At 63.0% G+C, this 18,551-nt stretch carries 12 protein-coding genes and 3 pseudogenes; 10 read left to right on the top strand and 5 right to left on the bottom strand.

The window, feature by feature from the left end:
• A partial coding sequence (locus G3436_RS19220) for an amidase (RefSeq protein ID WP_163948159.1) occupies window positions 1-1,056 on the bottom strand: 1,056 nt, incomplete at its 3' end.
• A gap of 98 nt (window positions 1,057-1,154) precedes the next feature.
• On the opposite strand from G3436_RS19220, the gene G3436_RS19215 reads away from it, so the two are divergent.
• Entirely contained in the window at window positions 1,155-1,730 is a 576-nt protein-coding gene (locus G3436_RS19215) for a TetR/AcrR family transcriptional regulator (RefSeq protein ID WP_163948127.1), read from the top strand.
• A 3-nt stretch (window positions 1,731-1,733) separates the two neighbouring features.
• On the opposite strand, the gene G3436_RS19210 is transcribed toward G3436_RS19215, so the two are convergent.
• Window positions 1,734-2,810 (bottom strand): diguanylate cyclase, encoded by a 1,077-nt coding sequence (locus G3436_RS19210; RefSeq protein WP_163948123.1) that lies wholly within the window; start codon window positions 2,808-2,810, stop codon window positions 1,734-1,736.
• Window positions 2,811-2,929: 119 nt separating this feature from the next.
• Here G3436_RS19210 and G3436_RS19205 point away from each other — a divergent pair, with 119 nt between their 5' ends.
• Window positions 2,930-4,018, top strand: coding sequence for an MBL fold metallo-hydrolase (locus tag G3436_RS19205; RefSeq protein WP_163948120.1), 1,089 nt, complete (start codon window positions 2,930-2,932; stop codon window positions 4,016-4,018).
• On the opposite strand, the gene G3436_RS19200 is transcribed toward G3436_RS19205, so the two are convergent.
• Entirely contained in the window at window positions 4,015-4,917 is a 903-nt protein-coding gene (locus G3436_RS19200) for a formate/nitrite transporter family protein (protein ID WP_163948117.1), read from the bottom strand. The two genes, G3436_RS19205 and G3436_RS19200, sit on opposite strands and share 4 nt — an antisense overlap.
• Before the next feature lie 201 nt (window positions 4,918-5,118).
• Between G3436_RS19200 and G3436_RS19195 the strand changes: the two genes are divergently transcribed.
• From G3436_RS19195 to G3436_RS19170, 6 genes and pseudogenes are all read left to right on the top strand, one after another.
• Window positions 5,119-6,312, top strand: coding sequence for a hypothetical protein (locus tag G3436_RS19195; RefSeq protein ID WP_163948114.1), 1,194 nt, complete (start codon window positions 5,119-5,121; stop codon window positions 6,310-6,312).
• 81 nt (window positions 6,313-6,393) lie between these two features.
• A pseudogene (locus G3436_RS19190) lies at window positions 6,394-8,107 on the top strand (flavin monoamine oxidase family protein).
• Window positions 8,108-8,239: 132 nt separating this feature from the next.
• A complete protein-coding gene (locus G3436_RS19185; protein ID WP_163948111.1) occupies window positions 8,240-9,136 on the top strand; it encodes a nitrilase family protein in 897 nt (298 codons plus the stop codon).
• Between the two features lie 60 nt (window positions 9,137-9,196).
• Entirely contained in the window at window positions 9,197-10,342 is a 1,146-nt protein-coding gene (locus G3436_RS19180) for a hypothetical protein (protein ID WP_420801229.1), read from the top strand.
• A gap of 60 nt (window positions 10,343-10,402) precedes the next feature.
• Complete coding sequence (locus G3436_RS19175; protein ID WP_163948105.1) at window positions 10,403-10,960, top strand: UPF0149 family protein; 558 nt, start codon at window positions 10,403-10,405, stop codon at window positions 10,958-10,960.
• Between the two features lie 78 nt (window positions 10,961-11,038).
• Window positions 11,039-11,602, top strand: coding sequence for a UPF0149 family protein (locus tag G3436_RS19170; protein ID WP_163948103.1), 564 nt, complete (start codon window positions 11,039-11,041; stop codon window positions 11,600-11,602).
• A gap of 179 nt (window positions 11,603-11,781) precedes the next feature.
• Here the strand turns inward: G3436_RS19170 and G3436_RS19165 are convergent.
• Together G3436_RS19165 and G3436_RS19160 are read right to left on the bottom strand one after the other, a co-directional pair.
• Window positions 11,782-13,028, bottom strand: a pseudogene (locus tag G3436_RS19165) (ribonucleotide-diphosphate reductase subunit beta).
• 229 nt (window positions 13,029-13,257) lie between these two features.
• Window positions 13,258-16,137 (bottom strand): ribonucleoside-diphosphate reductase subunit alpha, encoded by a 2,880-nt coding sequence (locus G3436_RS19160; RefSeq protein ID WP_163948101.1) that lies wholly within the window; start codon window positions 16,135-16,137, stop codon window positions 13,258-13,260.
• 727 nt (window positions 16,138-16,864) lie between these two features.
• Between G3436_RS19160 and G3436_RS19155 the strand changes: the two are divergent.
• Window positions 16,865-17,589 (top strand): annotated as a pseudogene (locus tag G3436_RS19155) (response regulator).
• Window positions 17,586-18,551: HAMP domain-containing protein (locus G3436_RS19150; RefSeq protein ID WP_163948098.1), on the top strand; the 966-nt coding region annotated here is incomplete at its 3' end. The pseudogene G3436_RS19155 and the gene G3436_RS19150, both read left to right, overlap by 4 nt.

Genomic DNA, 18,551 nt, shown 5'->3' with positions numbered 1-18,551 from the left:
GCAGGCGCTCATCTGGCGGCCGTGGACATGCAGGGCCAGGGTGGCCGGCTCCAGGTGATCGGCATTCAGCGCCCGCCCGGTTTGCGCGCTCAGCGCCTCCAGCCAGGCGGCCGTATTGCTGGCCCAGAACGCGGCATTGAGTTCGACGAACGCCTCCCACGCCAGGCCAATGTCCAGTGTCACTGCTTCGCAGCGATGACCCAGCTGTTCCAGCATCTTGGCAACGGTTTGCACCGCAGTGACCATCATCGGCGCGCTGCGCTGACCATTGAGCGGGTGCATCAGCAGCGCGATCTTCAGCGGGCGAGGCGGTTTTTGCAGTGCCGACAGGTAACCGTCGACGGGCGCCGACAGGCTGAACGGGTCACCGGCCTCTGCACCTGCCATACGCTCCAGCAGCAGCGCACTGTCACGTACGGTACGACTCAGCACACCCTGCACGGCCAGGCCATTCCATGCTTCATCCAGATACGGCCCCATCGAAATCAGCCCACGGCCCGGCTTGAGGCCGAACAACCCGCATGCTGCTGCCGGTACCCGGATCGAGCCACCGCCATCGGTGGCATGTGCCGCCGGCACCATGCCGGCCGCCACTGCCGCGGCCGAACCGCCGCTGGAGCCACCTGCGCTGCGGCTGACATCCCACGGGTTGCGGGTAGGGCCGCTGAAGCGTGATTCGGTGGTGGTGCTGATGGCCAGTTCCGGCACCGTGGTGCGGCCCAGGGTTACCAGCCCGGCCTCGCGAAAACGCCGCATCAGGAACGAATCGGCCTCGCTGCGCAGCCCCACTGCCAGTTGGCTGCCGAATTCATGCGCGCGGCCCTGCATGCTGATCGCCAGGTCCTTGATCAGAAACGGCACGCCGTGCAACGGCCCCTCGCCAGCGTCAGGTACGGGCTCGTCCTGCCAGTGTTCGGCAAGTGTGTTGAGCGTCGGGTTCACCTGGGCAATTGCACGGTGGGCCGCGTCGATCACCTCGCCAGCAGTGACCTCGCCCTGGCGGATCAAGCCGGCAAGGCCGATGGCGTCGTGTGCGGTGTAGTCAGCAAGTTTCATTAACGGCTCCGGTTGCAGGTAGAATACTCCATGGTATCGATCGATACCGGTAAGTATAGATTGATACCGATTGGTATCGTCGTCAACTGGAGTCTTGCATGCGTGAAAAACCAATCCCTCGGCTGGCCCCGCGCGACCGGGTGCTGGAGGCCGCCCAGGCGCTGTTTTTCAATGAGGGCATCAGCCGTGTGACGGTCGATGCGATTGCGGCTACGGCCCAAACCACCAAGATGACCGTGTATCGGCATTTCGAGTCCAAGGATGCGCTGGTGCTGGAGTGGCTGCAGCGCATGATCGAGGACTATGACGCGCTGTGGGCGCAGCTGTGCGCGCAGCATGCGGGCCAGCCGGCGCTGCAGATCCTGGGGTTCGCCGAGTTTCTGGTAGAGGAGCCAGTGCTGTCCTCGCACCGGGGTTGCGCGTTCACCAATGCCCTGGCCGAACTGCCCGTGCGCGACAGCCCGGCGCGCACGCTGATCGAGGCGCACAAGCGGCGCCAGGCGGCGCACTTGCAGCAGCTGTGCCTCGAGGCAGGGTTGGCGGCGCCGGAGCAGGCAGCGTTCGAACTTACGCTATTGCTCGAAGGGGTGCAGATCGTGGCGCAGAACAAGGGCTTCGATGAGGTCGGGCCACGCCTGCTGACGCTGGTGCGCACGCGGCTTGGGCTGGCCTGAGCCTCAGTCGGGGTAGGCCAGGCGCAAGGGCACCACGTCGGCACGGGCACTGCTGACGCGGTTGCGGCCCTCGCGCTTGGCGGTGTACAGCGCCTGGTCGGCCGCATCGAGCCAGGTGATGGGGTCGCTGAAGTGCGGCTCGAAACTGGCCAGGCCGATGCTCAGGCTGATGCGTAGCTGCGGCAGTTGTTCGTTGCGGTAGTCACTGACCCGCTGGCGCAGGCGTTCCATGGCCTGGCTTGCCTGCTCCAGGGTACTGGCTGGCAAGATCACGCCGAACTCGTCGCCGCCGTAACGCCCGGCCAGGTCATCGTCGCGCAGGTTGTGCTTGAGCTGCGCGCTGAGCTGGCGCAGCACGCAGTCGCCGACCACATGGCCGAAGGTGTCGTTGATGGCCTTGAAGTGATCGATATCGATCACCGCGATCACCGCCTGGCCATGGTGTTGTTGGCACAGCTGGAAGCGCAGTTGCAGCAGGTCTTTCCAGGAACCGTGGTTGAGCAGGCCGGTGAGGCTGTCGGTGCGGCTGAGTGCGCTGAGGCTGAGTTTGTGCTCGGACAGCTTGATCGCCAGGCGATAACACACCCAGCCCAGCGCCAGCGGGTACAGGGTCAGCATGGGCAGGCAGGCGTACACCTGCACCGCACTGGTGGTCAGTTGCAGGCCGGGGCCCAGCAGCGCGATCGACACCAGCATGCCTGTGCCTTGGGCCAGCATGCCCTGGATGAACAGGCGCTGGCCCCCGGCGGCGACGTTGTTCATGCTCATCATGGCCAGAATGGTGACACTGATCAGCGGGTTGAACTGCACCGTGGCGGCCCAGAAACCGCCCATCAGCGAGTCGACCAGCAAGTTGCGCCGCTCGGCCTGGTAAGGCGAACGCGACCTCAGCCCCAATCGATAGGCCAGGTGCGGCCAGACCAGCCCGTTGAACACCACCAGGACCAGCACCCAAGGCGCTACGCCCAGGGGCAACAGGCCGCAGAGTACGCTGACCAGGCCGAGGCCCGAGCCGATGATGCGCGGCAGGTAAATTCTCCTGACAAATGAAAGTCCCTTGCCGCTGTTAGTTTGAGTCATGATTTGCCGATCTGCCTGACGCGCCATTCATCGCATGATTTTGATGAATATTTTGAACAGTCCCGGCCTGTTCAAGAATGGCCTTGCGGGCCATTTCAAGGTTGGTACGGGCTACGCGCATGCAACTGATACGACTTGCTGGAGTACTGCTACTGATGGCTTCCCTGACTTCGCACGCCACGCAACCTGCGCAGCAGCAGGAGGGGCGTTACCGCAACCAGGCTGAACTGCCGCGTGACGGCCTGCTGAAAAAATTGCGCATCGGCCTCAAGTTTCTGCTGCTGAGCAAGCCGGCCGGCACGCGCCCCAGCGCAACGATCCCCGTGCAACCGCTGAGCCAGGCCGCCTTGCTCGCCGCGCCCGATCACAGCCTGTGGCGCCTGGGGCATTCGACCGTACTGCTCAAGTGGCGCAATCGCTTCTTCATCACCGACCCGGTGTTCGCCGAGCGCGCCTCGCCGGTGCAGTGGGCCGGCCCGCAGCGCTTTCATCAGCCACCGCTGGCGCTGGAACACCTGCCGCCGATTACCGCGGTCATTCTCTCGCACGACCATTACGACCACCTGGACGCCCACGCGATACGTGCCCTGGCCGATCGCACCGAACTCTTCCTGGCCCCGCTGGGGGTGGGTGACACGCTGATCGAGTGGGGGGTGCCCGCCGACAAGGTGCGCCAGCTCGACTGGTGGCAGGCGACCGAAGTGGCGGGCATTCGTTTCGTGGCCACCCCGGCGCAGCATTTTTCCGGGCGTGGCCTGCTCGACAGCAACCGTACGCTATGGGCGTCCTGGGTAATGCTGGACGCCGACCTGCGGGTGTTCTTCAGTGGCGACACGGGCTATTTCGACGGTTTCAGGCAGATTGGCGAGCAGTACGGGCCGTTCGACCTGACCCTCATGGAAACCGGTGCCTACAACGTCAACTGGCCCAATGTACACATGCAGCCCGAGCAGAGCCTGCAGGCCCACCAGGATCTGCGCGGGCGCTGGCTGCTGCCGATCCACAACGGCACCTTCGACTTGTCCACCCACACCTGGCATGAGCCGTTCGACCGCATCATGGCCCTGGCAACCCGTGCCGAGGTGCCGTTGAGCACGCCGCAGATGGGCGAGCGGGTGAGCCTGTTGCAGCCGCACCGTGCCACGGCCTGGTGGTTGCCCCTCGAGCAGCAGGAGGCTCAAGCGGCATTGGCGGGCGAGCACCCCTAGGGCGTGTCGGTCGGGTCACGTCGTCCCGGCAGGGGGCGCTCGCGGCCCTTGTTCAGGGTTTCATCGGGCAGGCCGGCGTCGCTGCGGATCTGTGCGTGGCTGATCAGGGCGAAGATGAAGCTGCCGCCCACGATGTTGCCGGCCAGGGTCGGCCCCGCGAAATGCAGCCAGAACTGCTGCCAGCTCACTTCACCGGCCCACACCAGGTACGACACCTCCACCGAACCCACCACGATGTGGGTGAAGTCGCCCAGCGCCATCAGGTAGGTGATCAGCAGGATGATCCAGATCTTGGCGTTTTCCATCGACGGGATCATCCACACCATGGTGGCGATCATCCAGCCCGAGATGATGCCTTTGGCGAACATCTGGCCGATCTCGTTTTCCATCACCTTGCGCCCCACCTCGAGGAAGGCGACGTCGGTCTTGCTGTCGAAAATCGGCAGGTGCAGCATCACGTAGGACACCAGCACCGTGCCCACCAGGTTACCGAACAGCACCACGCCCCATAGCCGCAGCAGGCGAGCGGCGTTGTTCAGGGTGGGTTTGGTCATGACCGGCAGCACCGCCGTCAGGGTGTTTTCGGTGAACAGTTGCTGGCGTGCGAGGATCACCGCCAGAAAGCCCGCCGAGTAGCCGAGGCTGGCGATGACCTGGCTGCTGTCGCCGTCGGGCAGCCGCGCGTAGAACAGCCCCATGGCCATCAGCGACAGGCCCATGGTGAGCCCGGCGGCCAGCGCCGACCACCACAGCGCGGCGATGGTGCGTTGCAGCTCCTTGTCGCCCTGGGCGCGGATGATTTCGTGCAGCACTGCTGCGCGCGGTGGCTGGTTATGGCTGACTTCCTGTTCTTCATCCGCAGACAGGCCCGGGGTTTTGCCGCTTTTGTGCTCGCTCATGGGGAAACTTCTGTGGTGGGCTTTGAGTAAAGATCCGCGGCCACTGAATTAGTTGCCTGCTGGACGTGGACTGCCCCACAAAGATCCAGCGCCTTGTTCGCTCGACGTCAGACCCCGCGGGAACCACCTGCCACCAGCCCCTCACCCATGGGCACAAAACCCGGCATAATCGCTGCCTTTCGAACAGTGGATCCGGCCCCCATGAAACAAGGATGTTGCGCCGCATTGCTAGCCGCTGCGGCACTGACAGCAGCCACCCCGGCACAGGCGCGCCTGGACAGCGAAGTGTTCACCGGCACCCTCGGTACCCAGGCGATCGTGCTGGAACTCAACCGTGCCGTCCCCGAGGACGTCAGCGGCCGTTACTTCTATGCCAAGCACCACCACGACCTGCTGCTCACCGGCAACATTCAGGGATCGCAGATTCACCTGGTAGAGGGGCACGAACCAGCCCCGGATGCAGGCGTCGAGTCACTGCCGACGCTAGCGCTGTGGCATGCGGCGCAAGGTGGTCTGCAAGGTGAATGGCAGAGCCCGCAGGGCAAGCGCCTGCCGATCAATCTGTTGCCTGCACGCCTGCCGCAGCAGTGGGGGGATGCCGACCCTTTCCTGAGCCGACAGTACACCGAGTCCCCGTATGAGTTCCTGAGGCTGATGCAACTGCCGCTGACGCCTGGCGAGCCTGAGAACTTTCGCGGCTACCCACTGCTGTGGCTGAGCGAGCCTTCTTCCGGGCTGGGCATTTTCGTGGTCGAAGACGGCTACCCGGAGGATCAGCTCAAGCGCGTCAACCAACGGCTGCGCGCTCGCCTGTCCAGTGACGTGGTGGCGTACCACCAGTGCATGCTGCTGGGGCGGCCGGGCGCTTACTACCGCCAGACGGTGACGCCGCGGTACATGACCAACGCCCTGGTCAGCGTGAGCGTGGTTCAGGACTACAGTTGCGAGGGTACGCCGATGCTGCCCACCGACGTTCCGCTCAACCTGGCGGTGGAGTCAGGCAACGTGCTGACCCTGGAAGATGTGTTGTGGGTAGGCGAGGGCAAGCCGTTGCACTACGAGTACCAGCCTGGGCCGAACCCCGAGCAGTTGGCCACGGTGAGCTTCGGCGCCTATATGGAGTATCGCTCGCGTACCTTTGCCCCCTGGTTGCTGGAGCAGCTCAAGCAGTTGTACCCACAGCACATGGCGGCCGAGGTGGGCGAGAACGGGTGTGACTATGCACAGCCACAGGTCTGGCAGACGCCGACATGGCGCTTTACCCCCGAGGGCATCCAGTTCGACCCGGTATTCGATAGCGTGCAGCGTCATTGTCGCGGCGTGGACTGGGCAGTGCTGCCGTATCGGCTGCTCAGGCAGCATCCGGGCGGGGTGGCGCTGGAACTGCCCGAGTAAGGTTTGCTCAACTATGTAGCACCTGCTTGGCCGACATCGTCTTCAGGCTGTGTACTCGCGCATTCAAGCAGAGCACAGCCCATGACCATCGGTTCCACCTACAACCACCCCGCCGACATCGCGGCCACGCTGGTAGACACCCCACCAGGCTGGTCGGCCCGTTTCCCCAACCCACCCGACCTGTGTTTCGACTACCGCAGGCTGCTGGAGCAGGTCGGTGGTATCGCCAGGGCCCAGCGTGCCGAACACCGTATCTGCATCGTGGGCGCCGGCGTTACCGGCCTGACTGCCGCCCGTGAACTGCTGCGTTGCGGCTTCACGCATATCACCCTCATCGAAAAATCGCACCGCATTGGCGGCCGGCACATGACGGTGGTCAACAGTGCCCGGCCGGGCGCGGCCCCTTCCACGCCCTTCGAAATGGGCGCCATGCGCATGCCGTTGTTCAATCGCACCGGCGAAGCGCCGAGCGGATGACCGCCACGGTGGCGCTGGCCTATGCGGGAGAGGATTGGGAAGACCTGTGGGCTGCCATTGTCGAGCGCTATCAGGCGGTGTCGTTTCGCGATCTGGTCAGGTTGCCTGCCATCGACGCGTGGAGTCCGCAAACCCCGGGCGATTTTGGCGGCTTGGGGATGAGCGCGGCCGAGTCGGCCATTTTCTACGCCATCGGTATCGGGGATGGCAGTTGGGGGGCTTTTTATGACGTCTGCAGCCTGTACCCGCTGCGTACCGCGATCTTCGGTTTCAGCAGCCATCTGCAACTGGTGCATGGGCGTGTAGACGCAGGCGGGATCCCGTTGCACGCCCCGGTCAAGGCCAATCAGCGCGTACAGGACAGCAGGGGACTGGCTTTTGCGTCACCCAGCTACCTGGGCCTGGCCGCGCTGGATGAGTGCCTGCTGTTCATGCCTGTGGAGCCCGTCGGGGTGTCTCCCTATGAGCACCTGCGTGCCCGGCCCAGCGGGCTGCTCACTGACAGCGCGGTCACCGGGTTGCGCAAGTTGCCGAATCGGCAGATTCGCGTGCAGTACCAGTGGCATGCCAGCGACCCGCAGTCGAGCGCGTTGCAGACCGAGGATTTCGACTCGGTGATCGTCACGCTGCCCTCCTGGCTGATCGAGACGTCGGTTCGGCTGGAGGACTTCACCCCTGCCAGGCTGCCCCGGCGCATCATCGATGCGTACAAGACGGCGCACTGGGAAACCCGCTGCAAAGTGTACGCGCCGTTGAACAAAGTTTTTTGCAATGCAATCAGCCCATTCCGCAAATTCTGGTGATTGACAGTTTTATTCACGATGTTTATGCCTATGGCTATAACGACCATTACGTCTATGACTGCATTCTGCTCAGCTACACCTGGGAGGACGATGCGACGAAACTGGCCTCGTTCAGCGATGCACAGCTGGTGGAGAAGTGTGTGCAGGAACTGGATCGGATCCTGTTGCGTTGCACTAACGTGCAGGCGCCGCTCTCGCCGTACGTTGATACCCGCAACGCCTGGGTGCAACGTTGGGTAACCGACCGCAACGCCATGGGGTGCGCCAAACTCTACCGGGCGGGTACCTACTACGATGCCTTGAGCCTGATGCAGTACAGCCGTGAACATGCGCACCACAGCGGGCTGTACCTGGCAGGTGAGTCGTTCTCGGTGGATGCCGGTTGGACAGAGCCTTGCCTGCGCACAGCGGTCGATGCCGTCATCAATCTGTGCAACAACACCAGCGCGGTGTTCAACGGCGGTTTCAGCATGGCGGTCTACCCACATTACAGGGGGCAATCCGAGGTCTCCTAGCGAAGGCTTTCCTACAGGCCTGGGCGCGGCCTTGCAACACTGTCGGAAGGGGCTGACTTGTCCTCCTTGTTGAGTTTTTTGTCCACTGGAAAGCCTCCAGACGACAACTCAAACAACAAGAAGGACGCTCCCATGCCTGCACCCTCTGCCCCCGTCAGCCCGGTCCGTATCGCGGTCATCCAGTTCGATCCGCAGGTCGGGCTGGACGAGTGCGACAACAATCTGTGCAAAGGCCTGCAACTCGCCGAAGAGGCGGTGCATGAAGGCGCCAATCTGATCGTGCTGCCGGAGCTTGCCAACACCGGCTACACCTTCGAGACCCGCGCAGAGGCCTATGCGCATGCCGAAACCCTGGACGATGGCCCCAGCATCAAGACCTGGCGTGCTTTTGCCCGTGAGCACCAGGTGTACCTGGTGGCGGGGTTTGCCGAGCGCGACGGCCTCAAGCTGTATGACAGTGCCGTGCTGTTCGGGCCTGAGGGCCTGCTGGGGCATTACCGCAAGGCGCACCTGTGGAACCAGGAAAAGCTCTGGTTCACCCCGGGCGACCTGGGCTTCCCCGTCTTCGAAACCCCGATCGGTCGTATCGGGCTGATGATCTGCTGGGATGTGTGGTTCCCTGAAGTGCCACGCCTGCTGGCGTTGCAGGGCGCAGACATCATCTGCAGCCTGAACAACTGGGTGTGGACGCCGCCGCCGCTGTTCGATGCCAGCGGCAAGTGCATGGCGTCCTACCTCACCATCACGGCGGCCCACGTCAACAACGTCTATATCGCTGCCGCCAACCGCATCGGCAGCGAGCGTGGCGGGCGCTTCCTGGGCTGTTCGCTGATTGCCGGCACCAACGGCTGGCCGCTGGGCGAGGTAGCGGGCCCCGAGAACGAGTGCATCCTGTATGCCGACGTCGACCTCAGCGCGGCCCGCAGTGCGCCGATCTGGAACAGCCTCAACGATTTGCCGCGTGACCGGCGTACCGACTGCTATGGCGCGATGCTCGGCTACGACCAGCATCCAGCGCTGCCGCGCTGAGGAGGGGGCATGGACAAGTCAATCGACAAGGGCGACGCGAGCTTCGTGCCACTGCTGCTGATGTGCGTGAGCGTTTCCCTGTTCACCGGTGTGTTCATCGAAGTGGTCACCGGGCGGGCTGCGTCATGGGTCGGCGTATGGCCGGACTATGCACACATGGTCGCCAACCTGCACGAGCCGCTGGCACGATTGCGCTGGATCGTCGGTGATATCAGTGAGGTGGCGTTCTACAAGCATGAACTGCCTGCGATCGGGCTGTTGCTGGGGGCTGCGCTGGCGCATTGGGCGCACCGTACGGGCAGGGCGTGGCAGGGGTTTGCGATCTGCTATGGCACGGGGCGGTGGCCGTGGCTGGTGACCAGTTCGCTGCTGGGTCTGTTGCTCAGCCATGCGCTGTGGGGCTGGACGTTGAGCGCCAGCACCTGGCAGCCCACCTTTGTCGCGTTCGTTTCCTTGCCGGCGGCGATGGTGATGCTGTTCGGCGGCGGCTGGAAGGTCGCGATCAACGGTGCGCTGCTGGGCGCACTGCTGGTGACGCCGGCCAGTCTGCTGCTGGTGAACTACCTGTGTTATCCCTTGGACCTGCCGGTGGTGATCGGCAACGTCGGCGGCATGGCGGCAGCGAGTGTGCTGGCGTTCATGCTGTGTCGGCAGTTTCCGCAACTGGTGCGCTCTACGCCTCCTGTCGAGGTGCCGGCAGCGGCCCCGGCTATCGAGACGACGAGGCCGGACCATGGCGTCAAGTGGACGATTCGACGGGTGCTGGCCGACTTCAGCGAGGCGCCGTTTTTCGGCAACGAACTGGCCAGCCTGGGCCTGTTGCTGGGCGTATTGGCGGCGTACCTGCTGTCACCGGCCGGGCCGGCCTACGGCTCGCACCTGGTGCTGGAGATGGTGGGTGGCCAGGCGCTGGCCTCGCTGATCGGTGTGCTGGTATGGCGCAGGCGGTGGATACAGCGCGGGTGGTACCCGACGTATATCCCGATCGTTTCGATTGTGCCGGCGGCGGTGCTGACGCTGGGCGGTGGTTGGGCGGTGGTGCTGCTCAGCGCAAGCCTGGGGGCATTGATGGCGCCGCCGCTGGCCGCTGCCATCAGCCAGCGTTTACCCAGTCATATGCATGGGTACATCGGCAATGTGCTGTCGATGGCGGTGTGTACGTTGGTGATTGTGCCGTTTACAGGATGGGTTACCAGCGCGGTTTGATGACAGTGCAATCAGCGGCAGACAGGCTATAGGTTGCCGACTTTGATTGTGGAGCATCCGATGACACCGCTGGACCCGCTGAGCGAAAAAGAACAGGAAAAGCTGGACAAGTTGCTACTCAAATATGGCAATGACGAAGCCATCCTCTCGCTCTCCGAGCTGGATGGCTTCTTTGCCGCACTGGTCAGTTCGCCTCAGGTTGTGCTGCCCAGTGCCTGGATTCCGGTTATCAGCGGTGGTCAAACACCGGTGTTCAGGAAGCGGACTGAGGCAGACGTGTTCTATGGGTTGATGATGCGTTACATGAACATCATTGCCGTCGAACTGTTTGAGGACGGTGATGCATTCGAGCCGGTTTTTCTTGAAAGCAACCTGCATCCCGAACCGGTAGTCATCGTCGAAGACTGGTGCTTCGGTTACATGCGCGGTGTTCAGTTGGCCAATTGGCCCAAGCTTCCCGCCACGCAGGCGGCTCATCTGGCGGCGATTGAGCTGCATGGGCTTGAAGAGAACTTCAGCAAAATCGACAAGTTGACCCTTGAGGAGTATCTGGCCTCCGTTGACTCGATTGTCGAGGGCGCACGTTCGTTGTACCGGTATTTTCTTTCAAAACGTTGAGAGGGAAGCAATGTTAACGGTACCTGTGGTGCGGGTAATGTAGTGTGTGAGTGAGACTACGCGACGAGGGACCGAACCATGACAGCATTCGTACAGCCGCTGAACGCAAAGGAAAGGGGGCGCCTTGATGGTTTTTTGCTCAAGTACGGCAACGACGAAGCCATCCTGACGCTTTCCGAGCTGGACGGCTTTCTGGTGGCGCTGGCCAGTTCACCGGTGCGGCTCACGCCTAACGAATGGTTGCCCGAGGTGACCGGTGGCCGCGAGCCACGCTTCAAGAAACCGGCCGAAGCCGAGGCCTTCTCGGCGTTGTTGATGCGTTACATGAACAACGTGGCGGGCGCGTTGAACGAAGCGTGTGATGACTTCGAGCCGTTGTTTGTTGAAGATGAGTCCGAGCCTGAGCCGCAGGTGGTGGTCGATGAGTGGTGCTTCGGCTACCTGCGTGGCGTACAGGTAGCGCGCTGGCCGGCGTTGCCGCCGGTGCAGTCGGCGCACCTGGAGGCGATCGCGCTGCATGGGCTGGAAGACAACATCGACCAGGTCGAAGCCTTGCAGCCGCAGCAGCATGACGCCTCGATCGAGGCGATCGTGATCGGTTTGCGGGCGTTGTATGGGTTTTTCGATTCGCAGCGCGCTTGATCTTCAGCGACCCGCCACTGTAGGAGCCGGCCCCTTGCCCAGGGCTGCACAGCAGCCCTGCAAGGGGGCGGCAATAAAGCCTGCGGTTCCCCCCAACGATGTTCCATCGCCTCAACCAACCGAGCACAAAAAAGGCCGCCTTTCGGCAGCCTTCTTTTGCAGCATCAAAACCCGGGACATCAATCCCAGCTCAACGCCCCGCCAGTCTGATACTCGATAACCCGCGTCTCGAAGAAGTTCTTCTCTTTCTTCAAGTCCATGATCTCGCTCATCCATGGGAACGGGTTGGTGGTACCTGGGTACTCTTCCTTCAGGCCGATCTGCGACAGGCGACGGTTGGCGATGAACTTGAGGTAGTCCTCCATCATCGCCGCGTTCATGCCCAGCACGCCGCGTGGCATGGTGTCACGGGCGTATTCGATCTCCAGTTGAGTACCCTGCAGGATCATCTGCGACGCCTCTTCCTTCATCTCGGCATCCCACAGGTGCGGGTTCTCGATCTTGATCTGGTTGATCACGTCGATACCGAAGTTCAGGTGCATCGACTCGTCACGCAGGATGTACTGGAACTGCTCGGCAACGCCGGTCATCTTGTTGCGACGGCCCATCGACAGGATCTGGGTGAAGCCGCAGTAGAAGAAGATGCCTTCCAGTACGCAGTAGTAGGCGATCAGGTTGCGCAGCAGCTCTTTGTCGGTCTCGACGGTACCGGTGTCGAACTCGGGGTCGGAGATGGCACGGGTGTAGCGCAGGCCCCAGGCGGCCTTTTTCGCGACCGAAGGGATCTCGTGGTACATGTTGAAGATCTCGCCTTCATCCATGCCCAGCGATTCGATGCAGTACTGGTACGCGTGGGTGTGGATCGCCTCTTCGAACGCCTGGCGCAGGATGTACTGGCGACACTCCGGGTTGGTGATCAAACGGTACACGGCCAGCGCCAGGTTGTTGGCAACCAGCGAGTCGGCGGTGGAGAAGAAGCCCAGGTTGCGCATGACGATGCGACGCTCGTCGTCGGTCAGGCCTTCCGGGGTCTTCCACAGGGCGATGTCCGCGGTCATGTTGACCTCTTGCGGCATCCAGTGGTTGGCACAGCCATCCAGGTACTTCTGCCAGGCCCAGTCGTACTTGAACGGCACCAGCTGGTTGAGGTCGGCGCGGCAGTTGATCATGCGCTTTTCATCGACCGCGACACGCGCAGCAGAGCCTTCTAGCTCAGCCAGGCCTTCGGCGATGTCGAGGTCGTCCAGGGCGCCTTGGCGCGCTTGACCGCGTCGGAGTCGGCAGCGGTCACTACACGGGCTTCCTGCGCGGCAACACCGCCAGCGCTGTCGAGCTTGTCGATGCCCGCTTCAGCCGCTTGAGAGGCGGTTTGACCTTTGGCGGCGACTTCGCCGTCTTCGTTTTCGAATTCGTCCCAGCTCAGCATGATGGGTCTCCTGCTTGAGGGCCATAAAGAGTATGGCCGGTTGGATCTTGGTTGCGCTGCTCGCGGTTAGGGTACTGCTGTGCACGCAAAATCTTGGAATGCTTCCGCAGGCAAGGCCTGTCGGGGAGGTCGGGGTAGCCCGACCCGGGGATTGTGCAAAAGGGCCGGTGGTTTCACCGGCCCCTTCGCTGGCAAGCCAGCTCCCACAGGGGAGCGGCGCCATCAGGCCTTATTGGCAGGCTTCGCAGTCCGGCTCGTCGATCGCACAGGCTTTAGGCACTGGCGCCGGCGCCGGGGCAGCCTGCACCGGAGCACTGTCGCCACCGCTGGACACGGCGTTCAGCTTGCCGGTATTGATGGTCGACTTCTCGGTGCTGGTCGCGGCCAAGGCACGGAGGTAGTAGGTGGTTTTCAGGCCACGGTACCAGGCCATGCGGTAGGTCACGTCCAGCTTCTTGCCTGAAGCGCCGGCAATGTACAGGTTCAGCGACTGCGCCTGGTCGATCCACTTCTGACGACGGCTGGCCGCGTCGACGATCCACTTGGTCTCGACTTCGAACGCGGTGGCGTACAGGTCTTTGAGCTCTTGCGGAATACGCTCGATCTGCTGCACCGAACCGTCGTAGTACTTCAGGTCGTTGATCATGACCGAGTCCCACAGGCCACGGGCCTTCAGGTCGTGGACCAGGTACGGGTTGATCACGGTGAATTCGCCCGACAGGTTCGATTTCACGTACAGGTTCTGGTACGTCGGCTCGATCGACTGCGAAACGCCCGTGATGTTGGCGATGGTCGCGGTCGGCGCAATGGCCATGATGTTCGAGTTGCGAATGCCTTTCTGCACACGGGCACGTACCGGTGCCCAGTCCAGCGATTCGTTCAGGTCGACGTCGATGTATTTCTGGCCACGTTGCTCGATCAGGATCTGTTGCGAATCCAGCGGCAGGATGCCCTTGGACCACAGCGAGCCCTGGAACGTCTCGTAGGCGCCACGCTCATCGGCCAGGTCGCAGGACGCCTGGATCGCGTAGTAGCTGACCGCTTCCATCGACTTGTCGGCGAACTCGACCGCAGCGTCCGAACCGTACGCGATGTGCTGCAGGTACAGCGCGTCCTGGAAGCCCATGATGCCCAGGCCCACAGGGCGGTGCTTGAGGTTCGAGTTGCGTGCCTGCGGCACCGAGTAGTAGTTGATGTCGATCACGTTGTCGAGCATGCGCACGGCGGTGTTCACGGTGCGTTGCAGCTTGGCGGTGTCGAGCTTGCCATCGGTGATGTGGTTCGGCAGGTTGATCGAGCCCAGGTTGCAGACCGCGATCTCGTCCTTGTTGGTGTTCAGGGTGATCTCGGTGCACAGGTTCGAGCTGTGGACCACGCCCACGTGCTGCTGCGGCGAGCGCAGGTTGCACGGGTCCTTGAAGGTCAGCCATGGGTGGCCGGTCTCGAACAGCATCGAGAGCATCTTGCGCCACAGGTCTTTGGCCTGGACGGTCTTGAACACCTTGATCTTGTTGTACTCGGTCAGCGCTTCGTAGTACTCGTAGCGCTCTTCGAAGGCCTTGCCGGTCAGGTCGTGCAGGTCTGGCACTTCGTTCGGCGAGAACAGGGTCCACTTGCCGTCATCGAAGACGCGCTTCATGAACAGGTCAGGGATCCAGTTGGCGGTGTTCATGTCGTGGGTACGACGACGGTCGTCACCGGTGTTCTTGCGCAGCTCGATGAACTCTTCGATATCAAGGTGCCAGGTTTCCAGGTACGCGCACACCGCGCCCTTGCGCTTGCCGCCCTGGTTGACTGCCACGGCGGTGTCGTTGACCACTTTCAGGAAGGGGACGACGCCCTGGGACTTGCCGTTGGTGCCCTTGATGTAGGAGCCCAGTGCACGCACAGGGGTCCAGTCGTTGCCCAGGCCACCGGCGAATTTGGACAACATGGCGTTGTCGTGGATCGCGTGGTAGATGCCCGACAGGTCGTCCGGCACGGTGGTCAGGTAGCAGCTCGACAGCTGCGGGCGCAGGGTGCCGGCGTTGAACAGGGTCGGGGTCGAGGCCATGTAGTCGAACGACGACAACAGGTTGTAGAACTCGATCGCACGGGCTTCCTTGTCGCTTTCTTCCAGCGCCAGGCCCATGGCCACACGCATGAAGAACACCTGCGGCAGTTCGAAGCGCACGCCATCCTTGTGGATGAAGTAGCGGTCGTACAGGGTTTGCAGGCCCAGGTAGGTGAACTGCTGGTCGCGCTCGTGGTTGATCGCCTTGCCCAGACGCTCCAGGTCGAAGTCGGCCAGTGCCGGGTTCAGCAGTTCGAACTGCACGCCCTTGGCGACGTAGGCAGGCAGCGCCTTGGCGTACAGGTCGGCCATTTCGTGGTGGGTGGCGCTGTCGGCGACTTCCAGGAAGCTCAGGCCTTCGGCACGCAGGGTGTCCATCAGCAGGCGGGCGGTCACGAACGAGTAGTTGGGCTCACGCTCGACCAGGGTACGGGCGGTCATCACCAGGGCAGTGTTGACGTCCTTGATGGCCACGCCGTCGTACAGGTTCTTCAGGGTTTCGCGCTGGATCAGCTCGCCATCGACTTCGGCCAGGCCTTCGCAGGCCTCGGTGATGATGGTGTTCAGGCGGTTCATGTCCAGCGGCGCGAAGCTGCCGTCGGCCAGGCTGATGCGGATGCTCGGGTGCGGTTGTACCGAGGCGTCTTCGCTGGTGCGGGTGGCACGTTCCTTGGCACGCTGGTCACGGTAGATCACGTAGTCGCGGGCCACTTTCTGCTCGCCGGCACGCATCAGGGCCAGTTCGACCTGGTCCTGGATCTCTTCGATGTGGATGGTGCCGCCCGACGGCATGCGACGCTTGAAGGTGGCGGTGACCTGTTCGGTCAGGCGGGCTACGGTGTCGTGGATGCGCGACGAGGCGGCGGCGGTGCCGCCTTCAACTGCGAGGAACGCTTTGGTGATGGCCACGGTGATCTTGTCGTCGGTGTACGCGACGACAGTGCCGTTACGCTTGATCACGCGCAGTTGGCCCGGGGCGGTAGCGGCCAGATCCTGGTTCGAATCGGCCTGCGGCGCCAAGGCCTGCGGGTTCTCGCGAGTTGTGTCGGTTTGCATGGGTGTCTCCACGTTCTCTATGTTTGTTCAGATGCCTTGTGGGCATCCACCGTTCCGTCGAAAGCTCGACCACTGGCCCGCCAACGCATCACGCGCCTGGCAGGGCAGGGTGTAGCGGCTTCGGACAGATCAGGAAAAAAAAGGGGCAATCGCTTGCCGCTCCCTGGCCGAAGTCAAAGGCCCTGGGCCACGGCCCAGAACTGTTGCTGACGGGGTTGAACCTGCAACGCCCGTACCCGAAACAAGACCCGTGGCGGGCTTGCATCGGTCGCCTTCCGCAGGAGCGGTTTGGCTGCGAATTTGAATCAAAGTTCAAGCAAAAAAAGCGTTGTGCAAGGCTTGAGTTGTTTGCTCGACTTGTGCTTGGGTTTTTCGTGAAAACCCAACATGTAGTGTTTTGTCGCGCTGGGGATACAAGATAATGCGGTATCAGGGGTATTGCAAGGCAGCCCCCTGTGGATAACATGTGTGTAGATTGTGAGTGATTCAGGGCAAAGCCTTGTAGGCCGCGTCTCACCGCCATTCCACCGTCTGTCACTCTTTTTTTGCCCGGGCAATGCGTCGCAGGGGCATTTTTAAGGGCGCGAACCCTATCACAAAAAACGCACTTGTCCAGCCGATTTGGCGCGGCTTTTTCCGGCGCCCGGCGGTGGTAGTATCGCGGGCCAATGTTGCCCTTTGTCGAAGGGCTGCCACCCACACAATAAAAAGCCCAGCGAGGTGCCCCGTGGAGCCGTCCAGCAGTCAGGTGTTGATCGTCGAGGATGATGAGCGGCTAGCCGAATTGACCCGTGACTACCTGCAGGCCAACGGCTTCGAGGTGGCGGTGGAGGGCGACGGTGCCAAGGCGGCCGCGCGTATCATTGCCGAGCAGCCGGCCCTGGTGATCCTCGACCTGATGCTGCCCGGGAGGATGGCCTGAGTATCTGCCGCAAGGTGCGCACGCAGTACCCCGGGGTGATCCTCATGCTGACGGCGCGTAGCGACGAGCTGGACCAGGTGCAGGGGCTGGACCTGGGCGCCGACGACTATGTGTGCAAGCCGGTGCGTCCGCGCCTGCTGCTGGCGCGCATCAACGCGCTGCTGCGCCGCTTCGAGGCACCGGCGTCGGGCGCCGAGCGCCAGAGCCTGCAGTTTGGCCCGTTGCGGGTCGACAATACCTTGCGCGAGGCCTGGTTGGGCACTGATGGCATCGAGCTGACCAGCGCCGAATTCGACCTTTTATGGCTGCTGGTAAGCAACGCCGGGCGCACCCTGTCACGCGAAGAGCTTTTCACCTCCCTGCGCGGGGTGGGCTATGACGGCCAGGACCGCTCCATTGATGTGCGAATTTCGCGCATTCGCCCCAAGATCGGCGATGACCCGATTCACCCGCGCATGATCAAGACCATCCGCAGCAAGGGTTACCTGTTCGTGGCCGAGGCCGCTGCTGCCCTGGGCCAGGCTGAATGAACTCGATCTTCCTGCGTATCTACGGCGGCATGCTCGCCGCGCTGGTGCTGGTGGCGGTGCTGGGCGCCCTCAGCCTGCACCTGCTCAACGAGGTGCGCGCCGAGCAGTACCGCGAGCGCCTGGCCCACGGCACCTTTACCCTGATGGCCGACAACCTGGCACCCATGAGCGAGGTGGAGCGCACCCGTGCTCTGGCGATGTGGGAGCGCCTGCTGGGGATTCCGCTGGCGCTGGAGCCGGTCGAGCAGTCCGGCCTGGATGGCAGCCAGCGTACCCGCCTGCAGCGTGGCCAGGTGCTGGTGGAGCGCACCGGGCCACATGCGGCGCGGGTGCTGCGCCAGGTGCGTGGGCACAACCTGCTGCTGACCGGCGAGGTGCAGCAGATCAGCGAGCAACTGGCCCGTGCCACTATCTACCTGCTGGCCGACGAGCTGGTGCGTTACCCGGTCGGCGAGCAGCCACGGCGCCTGGCCGAACTCAAGCAGAGCAAGGGCTTCGGTTTCGACCTGCGCCTGCTCAGCCTCGACCAGACCGACATGGACGATGACCAGCGCCGGCGCGTCGACGAGGGCGACACGGTGATGGCGCTGGGCAAGGATGGCGACTCGATCCGGGTGTTCGCCGGGATGGTCGCCACGCCCTGGGTGCTGGAAATCGGCCCGTTGTACCAGATGAATCCCTACCCGCCGCAGTTGCTGGTGCTGATCGCCGCCTTGGGCTTGTGCCTGATCGGGCTGATCGTCTACCTGCTGGTGCGCCAGCTGGAGCGACGCCTGTCGGGGTTGGAGGTGGCGGCCACGCAGATCGCCCAGGGCAGCCTGGAGGTGCGTGTGGCGGCCGATGACGCCGACTCGGTGGGGCGCCTGGCGGCGGCGTTCAACCACATGGCCGAGCACTTGCAGCAATCCCTGAACATGCAGCGTGAGCTGGTGCGGGCCGTGTCCCACGAGCTGCGCACACCG

Source organism: Pseudomonas brassicae, assembly GCF_010671725.1.
Lineage (GTDB): Bacteria > Pseudomonadota > Gammaproteobacteria > Pseudomonadales > Pseudomonadaceae > Aquipseudomonas > Aquipseudomonas brassicae.
Note: the sequence above shows the minus strand (reverse complement) of the source record. Positions and strands in the feature narration are given on the sequence as shown.

What these genes read in the sequence shown, in the direction of transcription:
- G3436_RS19215 (WP_163948127.1), top strand. Translation starts at nt 1,155, where the DNA reads ATGCGTGAAAAACCAATCCCTCGGCTGGCCCCGCGCGACCGGGTGCTG.
- G3436_RS19175 (WP_163948105.1), top strand. Translation starts at nt 10,403, where the DNA reads ATGACACCGCTGGACCCGCTGAGCGAAAAAGAACAGGAAAAGCTGGAC.
- G3436_RS19200 (WP_163948117.1), bottom strand. Translation starts at nt 4,917, where the DNA reads ATGAGCGAGCACAAAAGCGGCAAAACCCCGGGCCTGTCTGCGGATGAA.
- G3436_RS19180 (WP_420801229.1), top strand. Translation starts at nt 9,197, where the DNA reads ATGTGCGTGAGCGTTTCCCTGTTCACCGGTGTGTTCATCGAAGTGGTC.
- G3436_RS19160 (WP_163948101.1), bottom strand. Translation starts at nt 16,137, where the DNA reads ATGCAAACCGACACAACTCGCGAGAACCCGCAGGCCTTGGCGCCGCAG.
- G3436_RS19195 (WP_163948114.1), top strand. Translation starts at nt 5,119, where the DNA reads ATGAAACAAGGATGTTGCGCCGCATTGCTAGCCGCTGCGGCACTGACA.
- G3436_RS19205 (WP_163948120.1), top strand. Translation starts at nt 2,930, where the DNA reads ATGCAACTGATACGACTTGCTGGAGTACTGCTACTGATGGCTTCCCTG.
- G3436_RS19170 (WP_163948103.1), top strand. Translation starts at nt 11,039, where the DNA reads ATGACAGCATTCGTACAGCCGCTGAACGCAAAGGAAAGGGGGCGCCTT.
- G3436_RS19185 (WP_163948111.1), top strand. Translation starts at nt 8,240, where the DNA reads ATGCCTGCACCCTCTGCCCCCGTCAGCCCGGTCCGTATCGCGGTCATC.
- G3436_RS19210 (WP_163948123.1), bottom strand. Translation starts at nt 2,810, where the DNA reads ATGACTCAAACTAACAGCGGCAAGGGACTTTCATTTGTCAGGAGAATT.